We start from the raw sequence: 16,911 nt of genomic DNA on the forward strand, positions 1-16,911 counted from the left end.
GAATGGAACAAAAATGGGATGGTAAAACCAAGGGTTCGCTTTTGGGCTATCGATTTTTCATCTTTGCTATTAAATTTCTAGGAGTTCGATTTGCTTACGTTTTTTGTATTGGTGTATCCGCGTATTTCATCCTTTTTGCAAGAAAACAGCGATTTGCATTGATTTCCTTTTACAAAAAGGGATTTGGTTACAGCACTCCTCAGGCCATTCGAGCAACTGTGCGAAATTTTTATCTTTTTGGACAAACACTCATTGATCGGATTGCCTTAAAAACAAAACGTAAACGAATTTTTAGTTTCAGATTCAACAATGAACAAGCATTAATTGAAATGAATGCTGCCGGAAAAGGTGGTTTTTTGTTTTCAGCACATGTAGGAAATTGGGAAAATGCAGGAAATTTATTAGGAGAGCGGATTACTTTAAAAATCAACATTTTAATGTTGGATGCGGAGGTTCAAAAAATCAAAGCTTTTATTGAAGATGCTGCTGGAAAATCACAATACAACCTCATCCCCATAAAGGATGATATGTCTCATCTAATCTTAATTCATCAAGCTCTGAAGCGCAATGAATTAATTGCTCTCCATGCGGATAGAACAACTTTTGGACAAAAGAACTTTCGGCTAAAATTTCTGAATGGATTTGCAGAATTTCCAGCTGGGCCATTCATAATGGCCTACAAATTTAAAGTCCCTTTGACTTTTGTGTATGCGGTAAAGAAAGGTAGCACACATTATGAATTAAGTGCAACAAATCCTAAAAATGACTTTGAATCGCCTGAAAAAATAGCAGAAGAATACGTAAAACACTTAGAAAAACAAGTAATAGCGAGTCCCACTCAATGGTTTAATTTTTTTGAATATTATGTTGATTAGTAAAGAAAATATTACTTCAATCATTCCACAAAGAGCCCCTTTCGTGATGATTGATTCATTGTTAGACGCCAATGAAACTGGTTTCAACACCGAATTTAAAATTACGGCAGATAATTTATTCCTAGATAATGGCATTCTATCCGAATCTTCCTTGATTGAGAACATTGCTCAAACTTGCGCTGCAGGATTTGGCTATTTGAATAGTTTAATTGAAGGTGGTGAACCAAAACTAGGGTTTATCGGGGCAGTTACACAAGTTCAAGTGATCGAATCTGCAAAATTGAACGATGTGATTGAAACGGCTGTTCAAATTCTAAGTACTTTTGACACCATCCATTTAGTTGAAGGAACGGCAAAATCAAATGGAACCGTTTTATTGAGCTGCCAAATGAAAATTGTACTTGCATGAAAATCTTGAAATCGACTCTTATTATTCCAGTTCGCTTTAGTGAAACTGATGCAATGGGAGTTGTATGGCATGGCAATTACCTCAAATTTTTTGAAGATGCTCGCGAAAGTTTCGGCAAAGAGCATGGAATGGAATACCTCGATGTGTACGGAAAAGGATATTTTATCCCAATAGTGAAATCTGAAATCTCACACAAAGCATCTATTTTCTATGGAGAAGACGCATTGATTCATGTAACTCTCGAAAAACACGAATCTGCTAAGATTGTTTTTCGCTACAAAGTCATTAACAATACAACCAAACAAGTTGCAGCAACAGGCATGACCATGCAAGTATTTATGTTTGTAAGCGATCGCACATTGGAATTAATCAAACCCGAATTTTATGCAATTTGGGAAGAAGCTCAAAATTGGATAGATGGATAATCCAATTTACATACAATATGCCGCGATCGTATCTCCACTTGGAAATTCGATTGAACAACATGTGGATGCCTTTCAAAATGGACGTTCTGGCATTGAATTAATCGAAAAAAGCGGTTATCAAGACACAACGCTTCCTTTAGCAAAAAGAAAAGAAATCACAACAAATCGGTACGATAACCTCTTACGCGAAGCACTGGAACAAAATACAATCCAATTTTCCGCAAAAGACTTGGAAAGAACAGCTGTTATTGTTAGTTCTACCAAAGGAAACATGGATTTATTACCCAACGATACTTTTACAAGTACACGAGCAATTGTAGCAGAATATTTTCCTGGAACAACCCTCACAATCATCTCAAACGCATGTATTTCTGGTGTTATTGCTATTAATACTGCAGCTGATTTATTATTGGCGGATAAATATGATCAAATTGTGGTTATTGGTATTGACGCCATTTCCGACTTTGTTTCTTACGGCTTTCAAAGCTTGTATGCACTAAGTAATGAAGGGTGTAAACCCTTCGACAAAGCAAGAAATGGGACAACATTGGGCGAAGGCTGCGGAGTTGTTGTTGTTTCTAAAAAACCAATAGGTAATTATTCCGTTGTTTACAAAGGTGGGGCTTCATCAAACGATGCTAATCACATTTCTGGACCTTCCCGAACAGGTGAAGGATTGGTTCGATCTATCGAAAAAACATTCAAACGAAGTCAACTAAACGCTTCTGATATCGATTTTATTTCGGCACATGGAACTGCAACCATATTTAATGATGAAATGGAAAGTATCGCATTTGGTAGAACGATGCTCGATAAAACGCCACTCAATAGCATGAAAGGGTATTTCGGTCACACACTTGGTGCAGCTGGAATCTTGGAAACCATTATGAGTATTGTATCGATGGAAAAAAATTACTTGTTTGCCAACTTGGGATTCTCGGAAATGGGAACTTCTGTTCCATTAAATATTATTACGAAAAATACCGAAGCCAATTTGACAACCGTTTTGAAAACAGCATCTGGTTTTGGTGGTGGAAATGCTAGTTTAATCATTCAAAAAAGAGCGTGAAGATTTTAGCACATAGCTACATTTGTCCGAAAGGAACTTTTCTCAACGGAAAATTGGTTTTAAAGACCGATGGCGAAGAAAATTGGCTAAAATTGGCCTATCAACACTTAAAAGTTGAGTATCCAAAGTTTTATAAAATGGATACTTTATCGAAAATGGCTTTCATTGGAACGGAATTAATCCTTCCATTTTTCCCCGCCGATACAGATTTGGAAAACGAGTTGCAATTGCTTTTTGCAAATACTTCATCGAGTCAGCAAACCGACACATTTTTTGTAGACAGTTATGAGAAATTAAACAATCCGAGTCCTTCTTTGTTTGTATATACATTACCGAATATAGTTACAGGCGAATTGTGCATACGACACAAATGGTATGGAGAGAACTGTTTTTTTATAGAACCAGCATTCAATCCAGCCAAATTTACAACTTGGACTGACATTGCAATGAAGAAAGGAAATTCACTGTGTTTATGTGGTTGGGTGGAAGCAAAAGCCACTGGTGAACAAGAATGTTTCCTATTTTTGTTGTCTGATTCTTCGGATCCAATAAATAAAATTGAAAAAGAGCTATCAACGTTAATAAAACAATATAGAAATGAGTGATTTAAAAGAAACCTTAAAGGCACAAATCATCGAACAACTAAACCTGGAAGACTTAACTCCAGCTGATATTCAAGACGACGCTTCACTTTTTGGAGACGATGGTCTTGGATTGGATTCGATTGACGCATTGGAATTCATCGTATTGTTGGATTCGAACTATGGAATCAAGATTGCAGATCCAAGTCAAGGAAAAGAAATTTTTTACTCAATAAATACTTTAGCAGATTACATCGCTAAAAATCAATAAATGCGCATTTACGTTACTGGATACGGTGTCATTTCTTCTATTGGTGAAAATGTAGAAGAATCTTTGCTTGCTTTGCGTTCTGAAAAAACTGGAATCAAACAAGGTGAAAAGACCTATACAGAACGTTTTAAAGTAGGTGAAATTCGCTGGACGAATGACGAATTGGTAAAGCGATTTGAATTGACTCAGGATGCATCACGAACTGCGCTCCTCGGAATGATTGCTGCAAAAGAAGCTTTCAAAGGGCACCAACTTTCACCAGAAGTGAGAACTGGATTGATTTCTGGAACTTCTGTAGGTGGAATGGATGTCAGCGAACTTGCTTACAAAGATTTTTTAAACGGTGAGCAAGACGATTTAAACATTTATCGCAATCATCCAAGTGGAACAACCAGCGAACAAATTGCTGGTGAATTAGGAGTTAATGGATATGTGAACACCATTTCTACTGCTTGTTCTTCAGCTGCAAATTCCATCATGCTTGGAGCACGAATGCTTCGAAGCGGGCAGTTGGATCGCGTAATTGTTGGAGGAACAGACGGGCTTTCACAGTTCACAATATCAGGTTTTCGATCTTTGATGATCTTCGACGATGAATGGTGCAGACCTTTTGACGAAAGCAGAAAAGGATTGAATTTGGGTGAAGGTGCAGGATATTTGGTATTAGAAACAGAAGAAACGATCAAAAAAACAGGCAAAACACCACTTGCTGTTTTATCAGGTTGGTGCAATGCTTCAGACGCTTATCATCAAACAGCATCTTCTCCAGAAGGTTTAGGCGCTACTTTATCCATGAAAGGTGCATTGGAAATTGCAGGCTTGCATCCAAGTGATATTGATTACATCAATGCGCACGGGACAGCAACACCAAACAATGATTTATCAGAATCTGAAGGCATAAAAGCAGTTTTTGGAACAACTATTCCTCCTTTTAGTTCAACAAAAGCTTATACGGGCCACACACTCGCTGCTTCAGGAGGAATTGAAGCTGTTTTTGCAATACTTGCGCTTCAAAAAGGAATTCTTCTACCCAATTTAAACTTTAGAAATCCAATCGAAGAAACCCAGTTAATTCCTGTAAAAAGTTATTCTGAAGGAAATACGATAAACCATATTTTATCCAATTCATTTGGGTTTGGGGGAAATAATTCCACGATTATTCTAAGCAAAGTTTCATGAAGTATTTCATCCAACATATTGAATCAATTACACACCAAAATTCGTTTCAACAAGCCAATATATGGGATGAATTGAAACCTTTGAATAAAGAAAGTGAACTTATTTCACCAGATTACAAAGCATTTATTCCGATTGCTGCATTGCGCAGATTGAGTACTATTTTAAGAATGGGAATCACTGTATCCAAAGCTTGTAAAGAAAAAGTAGCGACCGAATTTGATGCCATTTCAGTGGGAACATCTTTGGGTTGTTTGACAGACACTGAGAAATTTCTAACAACCATCAATACCGTTAGCGGAGACATTCTTTCCCCAACAGCTTTTATTCAAAGCACACACAATACCATTTCGGGTCAAATCTCTTTGGATTTGAAGAATCATGCCTACAACATGACGCATACCCAAAACGCACTTTCGTTTGAAGTAGCATTGATGGACGGTTTACTTTGCATAGACGAGGGGAAAAAATCTGTATTGGTTGGAGCAACTGACGAAGCCATTCCATTTTTAGAAAGACTACGCGGTTCTTTGATTGAAACAAGTTCTCCATTCACAACAGGAGCTACTTTTTCAGTTATTTCTCCCAACAAAGGAAATTCCATTGCTTTTATTAAAACCTGTGAGGTGTTTATGGCTGTTGAAAATGAGAAAGACACTGTATCTCAATTCTTATCCAAGCACGAGATTAGTTTCAAAGACATCGATTTAGTCCTAGAAGCCCGTTCAAACTTTTCTGCTCAATCTAAGAAACACATTTCCTTCTTAGATTATTCTGGTTATTATCAAAGTGCTTCCTCTTTTGCTGTTCACATGGCACATGATTATTTTAAAGGAAACCCGAATGCTAATAAAATATTGATTATAAACAATTTGGAATCTAAAAAACGGGGCTTAATGCTCGTATACAGAAATGAAGTGGAAGCATAAATTGAACATTGCAGTTGCGATTAGCACACTCTTAATCGTACTTCTAATTTTTCGAGATAGTCCCTATTTATGGCTTTGGATTGCTTTCGTATTCTCTAATTTTTTATTGGTTCTTGTCTTCGGAATAGTATTTCTGCGGTTTCAATATTTTTACCCTACAATCTTTCGAAATACGGGTAAAGAAGTTATTTTGACATTTGACGATGGTCCTGATCCCGTTTTATCAATCAAAGTATTAGATATTTTAAAAAAGTACGACATCAAGGCGATTTTTTTCATAATTGGACAAAAAGCACTAGAAAACCCAGCTATATTTCAGCGAATCATTGCAGAAGGACATGCCGTTGGAAATCATACACAGAATCATTCCATTTTCTTTGCCGCTTTACACAGCAAAAAAGTTGCTGAAGAAATCGATTTATTTGACGCATCAATCTCTCCTTTATTAGGAGAAAAAATTACCATTTTTAGACCACCAATTGGATATACCAATCCAAAAATTGCTCGTGCATTGAAAAAAAGAAACATGAAGATTATTGCTTGGAGCGTTCGTTCCTACGATTCTTTTAAAAGCAAACAAGGTTTACTCGATCGTTTGGTTAAATATACCAGACCAAGCAGCATTGTTTTATTACATGATAACCTAGTCCAAACAGCAGAAATATTGGAAGAGTACATTAAACGAGCAACAGCAAATGGTATCATTTTTGCAAAACAAGATCATCTGAAAAAATTCATTCATGAAATTAATAAGTAGTCTATTTATTTTATTTGCGCTTTTCACTCAGCTGTATGGACAAGAATTCACCAAAATGAGTGATTCTAAAGCATGCAAAGCAGCACTTGAAAAGCAACACAAAGAAACGGAATCCATCAAAGCAGATTTCTCTGAAACAGCAACTTCTGCTCTATTGACGAGCGCTCAAAAGGCTACGGGGAAAATGTGGTATAAAAAGTCAGACAAAATTCGCTGGGAGAAAACCAGTCCTGAAAGTCACATCATCCTCATCAACGGAAAAACCGTTAAAATGAAAGACAAAGGGAAAGAAGTAACCAATGCTTCAGCCAAAATGGTTGCAAAGAAAATTCAACAGCTCATGGTACAAATGATGACTGGTGAGTTTTTAAATGAAAAAGACTTCAAGATTGTTTATTTCGAAAACAAATCCAATTATAAATTGGTGTTGACACCTAAAAACGACAAAATGAAGCGGTATGTTGCTGAAATCAGTTTGATTTTTGACAAAAAAGAGCTAATAATCAAGCAACTAACAATGGAGCAAGATGAAAGCAGTAAATTGGATTACAAATTTTCAAATACTGAACTAAATACATCCATTGCTGATACAAAATTTACAACATTCTAATCATGATTTTAAAAGACACTTTTTACACGATCAACTCCTTAAAGTTGGAAGAGCAAGCGCTAGAAGCAAATATTACAATTGATGCAAATCATTCCATTTTTGAAGGTCATTTCCCAGGAAACCCAGTTACTCCAGGAGTTGTTCAATTGGAATTGATAAAAGAATTACTGAGCACCCAATTTGGTGAAAAAATTCAGTTAAAAACATTGTCAAATAGTAAATTTTTAGCCGTCTTGAATCCAGTAAACACACCCGAAGTACACGTAAAAATGACAGTTGTGACGCAAGAAGACGATAGCTTGAAGGTTTCTGGGCAGATGATAACTGGAGAAGTTGTTTGTTTGAAGTTTAGCGGAATTTATACTAAAGGTTAAAAAGGGTTTAATTGAAAAATCCTTAAGGAAGTTTTTTAAATTTTCGAAAAGAAATTAAGCCTTCGGCTCTTTTCGAAGCAATTTCAACAAACCAAAACTCACCAAAAACACACTTACGAAAGCAAGGACTGCAAATACGCAGGCGCCAATCACGTATTGATAGAAATTTGTTTGAATCGTATTCATACTAAACTCCGTTAATTGACTTGTATCAGTTGTTCCTGTTAGAAAGAGTTGTCCAAATAAAAAGCTCCAATAAATAATCACTGGAATCATGGGTGGAATGGAAATATTTGCAGCAGCGATAAACAATACCTTATTCATTCGGAATAAAACCGATAATGGGATTCCAATTAAAAGCTGAAAACCCCAAAGAGGAATAACACCCATAAAAACTCCAAAACCGAGTGATAAGGCTTTTTTGAAATTCGATTCTTCTGGCTTGACTGCTTCGTGTTTGATGATATTCCACGTTTGAATCGAGAAAAATTTGCGGGGATAATACCAAGCCAATGCAATCAGGACTAAAAAAGTATTTAAAATACTGATTCGTGTAAAATCTCTTCCTGGACGGAAATGTGTGACACGTTCATTCGGATCATACTTCACTTGAATAGGGACAGCAACAAACGGCACAAAACGCCAAGCTAATTTTACGATTACTTCAATCTCCAATTCAAATTTTGTGGTAAAAAGCCAAATCTTTTTCAACGGTTTCAGCGGATAAATGCGAAAACCCGTTTGGGTATCAGGCAAGGTAATCCAGGTTTCTACTTTGAACCAAAAATTCGAGAATTTATTTCCAAAAGAGCTTTTTTGAGGAACTCCTTCTTGATTCATATTGCGAGACCCCATAACCACAGCCCCCGGATTTTTTACCGCCTGCTCGATTAAAAGAGGAATATCACTCGCAAAATGTTGGCCATCAGAATCAATCGTTAGCGCATTCTCATATCCTTGCTCTTGCGCAAATTTGAATGCCTTTCGGAGAGAATACCCTTTTCCTCTATTAGGACTATTGACTAAAATAGAGACCTTATCTTCGTAATTTTTTAAAATTTCTGCTGTTGAATCAGTAGAACCATCATTTACGATAATCAAATTAGAAGCAGGCGTATACTCCAACACCTCATCGATAACCCGTTTTAAGGTTCGTTCGTTGTTATAGGTGGGGATAATAATACAACCAGCAATTTGGTCTAATGAATACTGACTTGATTCCATAGCTCAAAATTAGTTATAAGTTTTCAAGAATTGAATTACACATGCGGTGGTTTCTAACATTTAAACGAAACAAAAAAGTAGTTTAAAAACAAAACCTTACTAAATTTGTAAGAACGAAAGCCAAACAGCTTTTTACTAAAGCCCAATTATCAGTCATGCAGAACATATTAGTAATTGCATATTCTCAGTCAGGACAGCTTACCGAAATTCTTCAAAATTTCTGTAAACCATTCACTGACAGCACTATTGAATGGGTTCACGTTTACCCAGAAACTCCATTCCCATTTCCATGGAACGGTCCCGCTTTTTTCAATGCGATGCCTGAAACCGTATTGGAAAAACCAGTTCCAATTCAACCATTGAAATTTGAAAGAGATCACTACGATTTGATCATTTTTGGCTATCAACCTTGGTTTTTGTCTCCTTCATTACCTGCTTCAGCTATCCTACAAGATGAGAGTTTTCGCAAACTGATGAAGGATACAAATATTGTTTCTATTTTGGGATGCAGAAACATGTGGATTAATTCGCAGGAAGCCGTTAAAAAACAAATCGCTTCGGCTGGTGGAAAATTGATTGGAAACGTTCCATTGATTGATAAAACGAGTAATTTGATTAGTGTCATTACCATTTTACACTGGATGCTAACAGGTCAGAAAACACGCAAATGGGGAATTTTCCCTAAACCAGGAGTTTCAGATCAAGACATTGAAAATGTGGCCCATTTTGGAAAATTACTTCAGGAGAAAATCCAAGCAAATGATGTTCAAAATTTTCAAACAGAACTTATTTCAAAAGGAGGCGTGAACATTCCTATCTCCATTTTGTTTATTGAGTCTAGGGCAAAAAAATTGTTCCTGATATGGGCAAACCTGATTATGAAGAAAACAGCAAATGGTGGTAATCGAAACTTTTGGATTAACTTCTTTAAGTACTATTTACTTTTTGCTTTATTTATCGTTTCACCAATTGTTTTAACGATATATCATATCTTTGTACGACCCTTTTCAGGAGGACATATTAAACGCGAATTAGCATATTACAGAGGCACTCAACTGAGATAAGAATGAGTTTGAAAGAAGTATACATTACACGCACGGCAGCTTTTTTACCTAATAATCCAGTTTCAAATGATGAAATGGAGGGTTATTTAGGTTTAATTAACGACCGTGCATCTAAATCGAGAAGAATCGTTTTGCGTAATAACGGAATTAAAAACCGATATTATGCTATTCAAAAAGATGGAACTGCAACACATACGAATGCAGAAATGGTTTCATTGGCGATTCGTAAATTATTTGAAAAAAATCCAACAGAATTAAAATCGGTTGATTTAATTAGTTGTGGAACCTCCTCACCAGATCAAATGATGCCCTCTCATGGCGTTATGGTTCACGGTTGGCTGCCAGAATCTGGGAACATTGAGGTAGTCTCACCATCGGGCGTTTGTTGCTCTGGAATGCACGCTATGAAATATGCGTTCATGTCCATTAAATCTGGAATGAGTACAAAAGCTATTTCATCCGGTTCAGAAAGATTATCACGTGTATTAAGCGCAGACAAATTTGAATTAGAAATTCAAAAGTTAAACGAACTAGAAGAAAATCCATACTTGTCATTCGACAAAGATTTTTTACGATGGATGCTTTCAGATGGTGCTGCTGTTTTCATGCTAGAGGACAAAAAAAGTACGGATGGCCCATCTTTGAGGATTGATTGGGTGGAAGGAATTTCCTTTGCCAATGAAATTGAGTCTTGTATGTACATGGCTGCCGAGAAAATGAGCGACGGAACTTTGAAGAGTTACATGGATTACGAACCTCAAGAAATGATTGAAAAATCTATTTTGAGTATCAAACAAGACGTTAAGTTGTTAGATGAACATATTGTCAAACTAGGATTCAACAAATTGAAAACCAAGTTTGAAGAGAATAATTTAACAAATAATGACGTAACTTGGTTCCTCCCTCATATGTCAAGTTATTTCTTTGAAGACAAAATTTATGCTCAATTGGCAGATAATGGAATGGAAATTCCAAAAGACCGTTGGTTTTCCAATTTAGCAACTCATGGAAACGTAGGTGCAGGATCAATTTACTTAATGGTTGATGAATTGTTCAATAGTGGTAAATTAAAAGTTGGTGATACGATTTTACTTGCTGTACCAGAAAGTTCACGTTTCTCTTACGTATTTGCTTATTTAACCGTTTGTTAAATGAAAAAGTCAGAAGTTCCCCAAGATAAAAGTGCTCTTGAAAATTTTACAAGAGAAGTTTGTTATGTAAAGAACGAATCTGGTCAATACGATACTGAGTTAAGCATTGGCTGGGAAGCCAAAAAAGTTGCTCTTGATGAAGCATGGAAGGAAATTGAACGAAGAACTTCAGAAGCTCGAGAAAAAATAAAAAACGGAGAAGCTAGCCCAATTCTCTATTTTATGGAAGAAAAACTAATGGACTTCACCGTTTTAGCTGGTTATACTGGCATTTGGAAATTTCGGATCAAAAGACATTTAAAACCAAACTCATTTCAAAAACTGAATGATACCGTTTTAAAAAAATATGCAAATGCATTTGATATTTCCGTTCACGAACTCAAAAATTTTAAAGCTTAGTGTCAGAATTTAAGCATCATCAAACCGCGCATTGTGAAAATGGCGTAACTGTGAGTCTTTTAAAGCATCATGGTGTAGACTTCATCACGGAGCCTTTGGCTTTTGGGTTGGGTTCTGGTTTGTTTTACATTCACATTCCATTCATGGAGATTAATAATGGTCCTGCAATTTCATTTCGAACAATGCCTGGTTCCATTTTTAAACGTACGTGTAAAGCTTTAGACGTGCACGTGGAGCGGAAAAAATTCAAAAACCCCAAAGAAGCTACTGATTTCTTAGATTCAAAACTAGCGCAAGGAATGCATGTTGGATGTCAGGTTGGCGTCTTTCATTTACCCTACTTTCCAAAAGAATATCGTTTTCACTTCAATGCCCATAACCTAATTGTTTTTGGAAAAGAAGGGGATCGCTATCTAGTAAGTGACCCTGTAATGGAAGTAACGACTTCTTTAAGTGTGGAAGAATTAGAGAAAGTTCGCTTTGCTAAAGGTGCTTTAGCTCCAAAAGGTCATATTTATTATCCTGTCCAAGTAGGCGAAATTAGTCAAGAACAAATAAGAAGTGCTATTGTACGTGGAATCAAAAGAAACAGTAAAGACATGTTGAATATTCCCGTACCCATGATTGGTGTAAAAGGAATTAACTACACTTCTAAAAAAATTAGGGGTTGGAGGGAAAAACATGGACCTCGAAAAGCAGGACTACATTTAGGTCAAATTGTGCGTATGCAGGAAGAAATAGGTACTGGAGGTGGTGGATTTCGCTTCTTATATGCTGCATTCTTAGAAGAAGCTTCAGCAATTATGCAAAATGATGAATTAATGCGTGTTTCTGAAAAAATGACCAAAGCTGGCGATTTATGGAGAGATAGTGCTTTGCAAATGTCAGGAATCTACAAAGGTCGAATCACCGAACAAAAAGATTTTGACAATTGTGCGGACTTACTACTTGAAATTAGCGCTGTTGAAAAAGATGCATTCTTAGATTTATACAATATTAAACTTTAATTGTCATGCAGAATACCCTTTTGCATGTTTCAAAGATTTACAAATCTTACAACAAAAGTATAACTCCTAGTTTGGATGGAGTTGACTTTCACATTGATAAAGGGGAAATTGTTGGAATTTTTGGACCCAATGGTGCAGGTAAAACTACACTCATTTCCATTTTATGTAGTATTCTAGATCCAACCCTTGGTTCCGTTACTTATTTTTTGGATGGTGAAAAAACACCTCGACAAGTACGTGATAAACTTGGCTTTGTACCACAAGATTTTTCATTCTTTCCTGAATTAACTGCCAACCAAAATTTAGAATATTTTGGAAGTCTTTATAATCTCAAAAAAGACGAATTATCGACTAAAATTGATGAATTATTGCAAAAAGTAGGTCTTTTTCACGTAAAAAACAAAAAAGTATCTACTTTTTCTGGTGGGATGAAGCGCCGTTTAAACCTGATTATTTCACTGCTTCACAACCCACTTATCCTCTTTTTAGATGAACCAACAGTTGGTGTTGATGTTCAAAGCAAAATCGCTATCATGAATTTATTGCAAGAACTCAATAAACAAGGAACAACAATTATTTATACCTCACATCATTTAAAAGAAGCGGAAGAATTTTGTAACCAAATCATCCTAATCGATCATGGCAAAATCATCGCTTGCAATACTTTAACTCATCTATTAAGCAAATTTGAGGTCAAAAATTTAGAAGATTTAATCCTTCTGTTAACAGGATCTATACTCCGCGATTAATGAGAAAACTTAGAGCATCTATCTGGAAAGAAATACTACTGGTAGTACACGATAAAGTGGGCTTACTTCTCATGTATTTGATGCCTTTATTGCTGGTATTCATTATCACTATAGTTCAAGATAGTGCATTTCAAATTGTCAATGAGAATCAATTAACGGTTCTGATTTCCAATCAAGATGAAGGCACATTAGGAGATTCATTGGTAAAAGCATTGTCTCATTCAGGTAGTTTTGATATAAAAGTAAAAAACACCTTAACAAAATCAGCCATCAAACGCAACACCATTGACGAAGATGCAATGCTTGGGATTTATATTCCTCCGCATTTCAGCAAGCGTCTTGGAGATAATGCTGACAACATTTCCAAATTGATGCTGGTACAGATGGGTGTCATTGAAAAAGCGCCCAAAATTCACCCTAAAAAACAGGAAATAACGATTTATTTTGATCCAGTAGTACAAGAAAATTTTCGCATTTCAGTAATTAATGGAATTCAAGCTATCACCTTCGGAATTGAAAACGAAGAAATGGTTTCAAAACTATTTGCCGAAATGGGTTACGATTCAATACCAAAAAACATTCGCCAAGCAATCATTGATCGAGAAACGAATTTAATAACTTCAAATGCCAGCCTCAATGAAGGAGCCGAAATGATTCCAAATTCAAGCCAACACAATGTTCCTGCATGGTCCATTTTTGCCATGTTCTTCATGGTTATTTCTTTGGGTGGAAATATTGTGAAAGAACGTTTATCTGGAAGTTTTTTGCGTCTGCAAACCATTCCACAAGCATTTGTACTAACATTGGTCTCTAAGTTTTTAGTTTACCTTTTTGTTGCGCTATCTCAACTGTTGATTCTTTTCTTAATGGGAATCTTCATCTTTCCACACATCGGCTTACCTAAGTTGGCCATGCCAAATGCATTTTTACCCTTTTTAGTTGTGACTCTGCTTTCCGCGATATCTGCAATTTCCTACGCCGTATTAGTAGGAACTTATGCGAAAACACAGGAACAAGCCAATGGTTTTGGAGCAATTTCAATTATTATTTTCGCAGCAATTGGTGGTATTTGGATTCCAAACTTCGTAATGCCAGATTACATGCAAAAAATTGGAAATATTTCTCCACTAAAATGGTGTTTAGAAGGTTATTACACGCTTTTCTTGAAAAATGGTGCATGGAGTGAATTAATTGGTACCATTTCTTTCTTATTTTTGTTTACCCTGACTTGTCAACTCTTGATATTCATCAAGTTGAGAATTCAAAATTATATATAGTTATGACTGAAAACAGAGAAGAATTAGTTTTTGAATTCAAAGAGCATTTAATTAAATATTTGAATTTGTTGGATTTGTCTCCAGAACAAATCAAGAATGACGTTCCGCTATTTGGTGATGAATTAGGTTTAGATTCTATTGATTCAGTGGAACTAATCGTATTATTGGATAGAGAATATGGAATTAAAATCAAGAATCCAACTGAAGGAAGACAGATTTTAGTTGACGTAAACACAATTGTGGATTACATCATTGCAAATCGCACAAAATAAAAAAATGAGTGAAATTGTTGTAACAGGAATGGGTGCAATCAGTTCAATTGGTTTAACCGTTGCTGAAAATCTGTATTCCTTGCAACAGGAAATCTCGGGCATTCAAAAATCCAAGCATTTCAAATCCAATTATTCAGATTCATTGGTGTTTGGAGAAATTGATCGAAGTGACGAGCAATTATTTGATGAGCTAAATTTAGCATCCAAGTGTGGCTTTACGCGAACAACTTTAATTGCATTAAAGGCATTTCGAGAAGCGATTGCACAGGCTGGGCTTAGTTCGGAAGAAATCTCTTCCAAAAGAACTGCTTTCATAAGTTCCAGCACTGTTGGAGGAATGTGTTATACCGATCATTTATACCAAGATGCAAATTTACTTGGAGAACCTTCTGAATATGTTAGAAACTATGAAGGATCAGATCATGCACTACAAATTGTAAAGCTGTACGAAATGAAGGGGATTACAGATGTCATTAACACTGCCTGCTCATCTTCTGCAAATGCGATTGCACTGGGAGCAAGATTATTGGAAACGGGAAAAGTAGACCGTGTAATAGCTGGAGGAAGCGATTGTTTGGCAAAGTTTACTGTGAATGGCTTCAACTCTTTACGCATTTTGAGTGAGGTTCCTTGCAAACCATTCGACACAAACCGAGAAGGTCTAAGTTTAGGAGAAGCGGCGGCTTATGTTGTTTTAGAAAGAAAAGAAGATCTTTTACCTTCCAAAACAAGCCTTGCGAAGTTTGCAGGATTTGGAATTTGCAATGATGCCTTCCACCCTTCCGCTACTTCAGACGACGCGAGAGGTCCTAGAATGGCAATGGAATTAGCATTGAAACGCGCTTCATTAAAACCAGCAGATATTCAATACATCAATGCACATGGAACTGGAACTCCCAATAACGATTTGACGGAATCAGTTGCGTTTTCAAAACTATTTGAGGTTGTTCCTCCCTTCAGCTCTACTAAATCTTACGTTGGACACACATTAGCAACGGCGGGCGTTTTAGAAGCTATTTATAGCATTCTTGCAATTCAAAATCAAGAAATATATCCAAGTTTACGTGTAGAAGAACCAATTGCTGATTTTCCATTTGCACCAACCTTAAAGTATACGCCTGAAACAACTATTCAAAACGTACTTTCCAATTCATTTGGATTTGGTGGAAACTGCACATCACTAATCTTCTCAGCATGTATATAAAAGATTTGATAGCCATTTCGCCACAAAAAACACACGATCTTTCTTTCGAAAAAGGAGATTGGCAAGTTTTAACAGATTACATGTACAGAGCAATTGAACCATCTTACCAAAATCTTATTCCGAACGCACAATTGCGACGCATGGGAAAAGCAGTCCGCATGGGAATGGGTGCTTCATTACCCTTAATGGGAAGAAATGAAAAACCAGATGCCATCATTTTTGGAACCGCAAATGGTGGATTGGAAGATTGTATTAAATTCTTGAATCAAATTGTTGAATACGATGAAGGAACTTTAACACCTACAAATTTCGTTCAAAGTACACCAAATGCCTTGGCCGGCCAAGTTGCTTTGCTGTCAGAGAACATGGCTTATAACATGACCCATGTAAATGGGTCCTTAGCTTTTGAATCTGCACTATTAGATGCATCCTTGTTCTTTGAAGAACATACAGCTTCGGAAAAATCAATTTTACTGGGTGCAATTGAAGAAATATCAGACTATAACTACAACATTGATCGGTTAGGGGATCGATTCAAAACAGATTTGATATCCAACAATGAACTTCTAACCAGCCATTCAAACGGATCTTATTGTGGTGAAGGCTCTACTCAATTCATTTTGAGTAATAATCCAACAAACAACTTAGCAAAATTCACTGGATTTAAACAGTCCTCTAACCTATCTCTTTCTGAACTTCCTCATTTTCTAATGGAGTTCTTAGAAGAACAAAGGCTTGCGATTGGTGATATTGATTGCCTTTTGTTGGGTAAAAGTGGAGATATTCGCACAGACAACTGGTATGTAGAATTGGAGCAAATTTTTGGCAAAATTCCTACTGTATATTACAAGAAAGCCGTTGGCGAATACCGAACTGTGAGTGCCTTTGCAAGTTACTTGGCAGTTCGACTGCTCAATGGAGAAGCTCAGCATGTTTTCGAAAATGAACCACAATTTACTCCCAAGACTATCTTGATTTACAATCATTTTGACGCAATTCGCCATAGTTTAATCCTCATTCAAAAATAATTTTCCTCTACCAATCTGGTTTTGATTAAACGCAACCGCAAAGATTATTCAAAAACCTTC

Annotated in this window: 21 protein-coding genes; 20 read left to right on the forward strand and 1 reads right to left on the reverse strand. The window is 36.3% G+C overall.

Annotated elements, in window-relative coordinates; genetic code table 11:
- The first annotated feature begins 2 nt into the window (after window positions 1–2).
- The 11 genes from FLUTA_RS07195 to FLUTA_RS07245 are packed head-to-tail and all read left to right on the forward strand — an operon-like array spanning window position 3 to window position 7,476.
- Window positions 3–875 carry a lysophospholipid acyltransferase family protein gene (locus FLUTA_RS07195; RefSeq protein ID WP_013686199.1) on the forward strand — a complete coding sequence of 291 codons (873 nt, stop codon included), beginning with the start codon at window positions 3–5 and terminating at the stop codon, window positions 873–875.
- Complete coding sequence (locus tag FLUTA_RS07200) at window positions 865–1,284, forward strand: hotdog family protein (RefSeq protein WP_013686200.1); 420 nt, start codon at window positions 865–867, stop codon at window positions 1,282–1,284. Before FLUTA_RS07195 ends, FLUTA_RS07200 begins: the two co-directional genes overlap by 11 nt.
- Window positions 1,281–1,709, forward strand: coding sequence for an acyl-CoA thioesterase (locus tag FLUTA_RS07205; protein WP_013686201.1), 429 nt, complete (start codon window positions 1,281–1,283; stop codon window positions 1,707–1,709). Before FLUTA_RS07200 ends, FLUTA_RS07205 begins: the two co-directional genes overlap by 4 nt.
- Window positions 1,702–2,778 carry a beta-ketoacyl synthase N-terminal-like domain-containing protein gene (locus tag FLUTA_RS07210; protein ID WP_013686202.1) on the forward strand — a complete coding sequence of 359 codons (1,077 nt, stop codon included), beginning with the start codon at window positions 1,702–1,704 and terminating at the stop codon, window positions 2,776–2,778. The genes FLUTA_RS07205 and FLUTA_RS07210 overlap by 8 nt, the downstream gene beginning before the upstream one ends.
- Window positions 2,775–3,383 (forward strand): hypothetical protein, encoded by a 609-nt coding sequence (locus FLUTA_RS07215; protein WP_013686203.1) that lies wholly within the window; start codon window positions 2,775–2,777, stop codon window positions 3,381–3,383. The genes FLUTA_RS07210 and FLUTA_RS07215 overlap by 4 nt, the downstream gene beginning before the upstream one ends.
- Complete coding sequence (locus tag FLUTA_RS07220; RefSeq protein WP_013686204.1) at window positions 3,376–3,630, forward strand: phosphopantetheine-binding protein; 255 nt, start codon at window positions 3,376–3,378, stop codon at window positions 3,628–3,630. Before FLUTA_RS07215 ends, FLUTA_RS07220 begins: the two co-directional genes overlap by 8 nt.
- A complete protein-coding gene (locus FLUTA_RS07225) occupies window positions 3,631–4,809 on the forward strand; it encodes a beta-ketoacyl-[acyl-carrier-protein] synthase family protein (protein ID WP_013686205.1) in 1,179 nt (392 codons plus the stop codon).
- Window positions 4,806–5,735 carry a beta-ketoacyl synthase chain length factor gene (locus tag FLUTA_RS07230; RefSeq protein ID WP_013686206.1) on the forward strand — a complete coding sequence of 310 codons (930 nt, stop codon included), beginning with the start codon at window positions 4,806–4,808 and terminating at the stop codon, window positions 5,733–5,735. The genes FLUTA_RS07225 and FLUTA_RS07230 overlap by 4 nt, the downstream gene beginning before the upstream one ends.
- Window positions 5,719–6,492, forward strand: a complete 774-nt coding sequence (locus tag FLUTA_RS07235) for a polysaccharide deacetylase family protein (protein WP_013686207.1) — start codon at window positions 5,719–5,721, stop codon at window positions 6,490–6,492. Before FLUTA_RS07230 ends, FLUTA_RS07235 begins: the two co-directional genes overlap by 17 nt.
- Window positions 6,476–7,102, forward strand: coding sequence for a flexirubin biosynthesis/transport protein LolA2 (gene lolA2, locus FLUTA_RS07240; RefSeq protein ID WP_013686208.1), 627 nt, complete (start codon window positions 6,476–6,478; stop codon window positions 7,100–7,102). The genes FLUTA_RS07235 and lolA2 overlap by 17 nt, the downstream gene beginning before the upstream one ends.
- A 2-nt stretch (window positions 7,103–7,104) precedes the next feature.
- Complete coding sequence (locus FLUTA_RS07245) at window positions 7,105–7,476, forward strand: ApeI family dehydratase (RefSeq protein WP_013686209.1); 372 nt, start codon at window positions 7,105–7,107, stop codon at window positions 7,474–7,476.
- Window positions 7,477–7,530: 54 nt separating this feature from the next.
- On the opposite strand, the gene FLUTA_RS07250 is transcribed toward FLUTA_RS07245, so the two are convergent.
- Window positions 7,531–8,700 (reverse strand): DUF2062 domain-containing protein, encoded by a 1,170-nt coding sequence (locus FLUTA_RS07250; RefSeq protein WP_013686210.1) that lies wholly within the window; start codon window positions 8,698–8,700, stop codon window positions 7,531–7,533.
- Window positions 8,701–8,855: 155 nt separating this feature from the next.
- Between FLUTA_RS07250 and FLUTA_RS07255 the strand changes: the two genes are divergently transcribed.
- The 9 genes from FLUTA_RS07255 to FLUTA_RS07295 are packed head-to-tail and all read left to right on the forward strand — an operon-like array spanning window position 8,856 to window position 16,851.
- On the forward strand, window positions 8,856–9,764 hold the full coding sequence (locus FLUTA_RS07255; protein ID WP_013686211.1) for a hypothetical protein: 909 nt from the start codon (window positions 8,856–8,858) through the stop codon (window positions 9,762–9,764).
- A 2-nt stretch (window positions 9,765–9,766) separates the two neighbouring features.
- On the forward strand, window positions 9,767–10,915 hold the full coding sequence (darB, locus tag FLUTA_RS07260) for a dialkylresorcinol biosynthesis protein DarB (protein WP_013686212.1): 1,149 nt from the start codon (window positions 9,767–9,769) through the stop codon (window positions 10,913–10,915).
- Window positions 10,916–11,314, forward strand: coding sequence for a flexirubin biosynthesis protein DarG (gene DarG / locus FLUTA_RS07265; protein WP_013686213.1), 399 nt, complete (start codon window positions 10,916–10,918; stop codon window positions 11,312–11,314).
- A complete protein-coding gene (darH, locus tag FLUTA_RS07270) occupies window positions 11,314–12,321 on the forward strand; it encodes a BtrH-related acyltransferase DarH (protein ID WP_013686214.1) in 1,008 nt (335 codons plus the stop codon). The genes DarG and darH overlap by 1 nt, the downstream gene beginning before the upstream one ends.
- A gap of 5 nt (window positions 12,322–12,326) precedes the next feature.
- Window positions 12,327–13,070, forward strand: coding sequence for an ABC transporter ATP-binding protein (locus FLUTA_RS07275; protein WP_013686215.1), 744 nt, complete (start codon window positions 12,327–12,329; stop codon window positions 13,068–13,070).
- On the forward strand, window positions 13,070–14,347 hold the full coding sequence (locus tag FLUTA_RS07280) for an ABC transporter permease (RefSeq protein ID WP_013686216.1): 1,278 nt from the start codon (window positions 13,070–13,072) through the stop codon (window positions 14,345–14,347). Before FLUTA_RS07275 ends, FLUTA_RS07280 begins: the two co-directional genes overlap by 1 nt.
- Before the next feature lie 2 nt (window positions 14,348–14,349).
- Window positions 14,350–14,619, forward strand: a complete 270-nt coding sequence (locus FLUTA_RS07285) for a phosphopantetheine-binding protein (protein WP_013686217.1) — start codon at window positions 14,350–14,352, stop codon at window positions 14,617–14,619.
- Between the two features lie 4 nt (window positions 14,620–14,623).
- Entirely contained in the window at window positions 14,624–15,823 is a 1,200-nt protein-coding gene (locus FLUTA_RS07290; RefSeq protein ID WP_013686218.1) for a beta-ketoacyl-[acyl-carrier-protein] synthase family protein, read from the forward strand.
- Complete coding sequence (locus tag FLUTA_RS07295) at window positions 15,814–16,851, forward strand: beta-ketoacyl synthase chain length factor (protein ID WP_013686219.1); 1,038 nt, start codon at window positions 15,814–15,816, stop codon at window positions 16,849–16,851. Before FLUTA_RS07290 ends, FLUTA_RS07295 begins: the two co-directional genes overlap by 10 nt.
- Window positions 16,852–16,911: the final 60 nt, after the last annotated feature.

It is taken from the genome of Fluviicola taffensis DSM 16823 (assembly GCF_000194605.1).
GTDB lineage: Bacteria > Bacteroidota > Bacteroidia > Flavobacteriales_D > Crocinitomicaceae > Fluviicola > Fluviicola taffensis.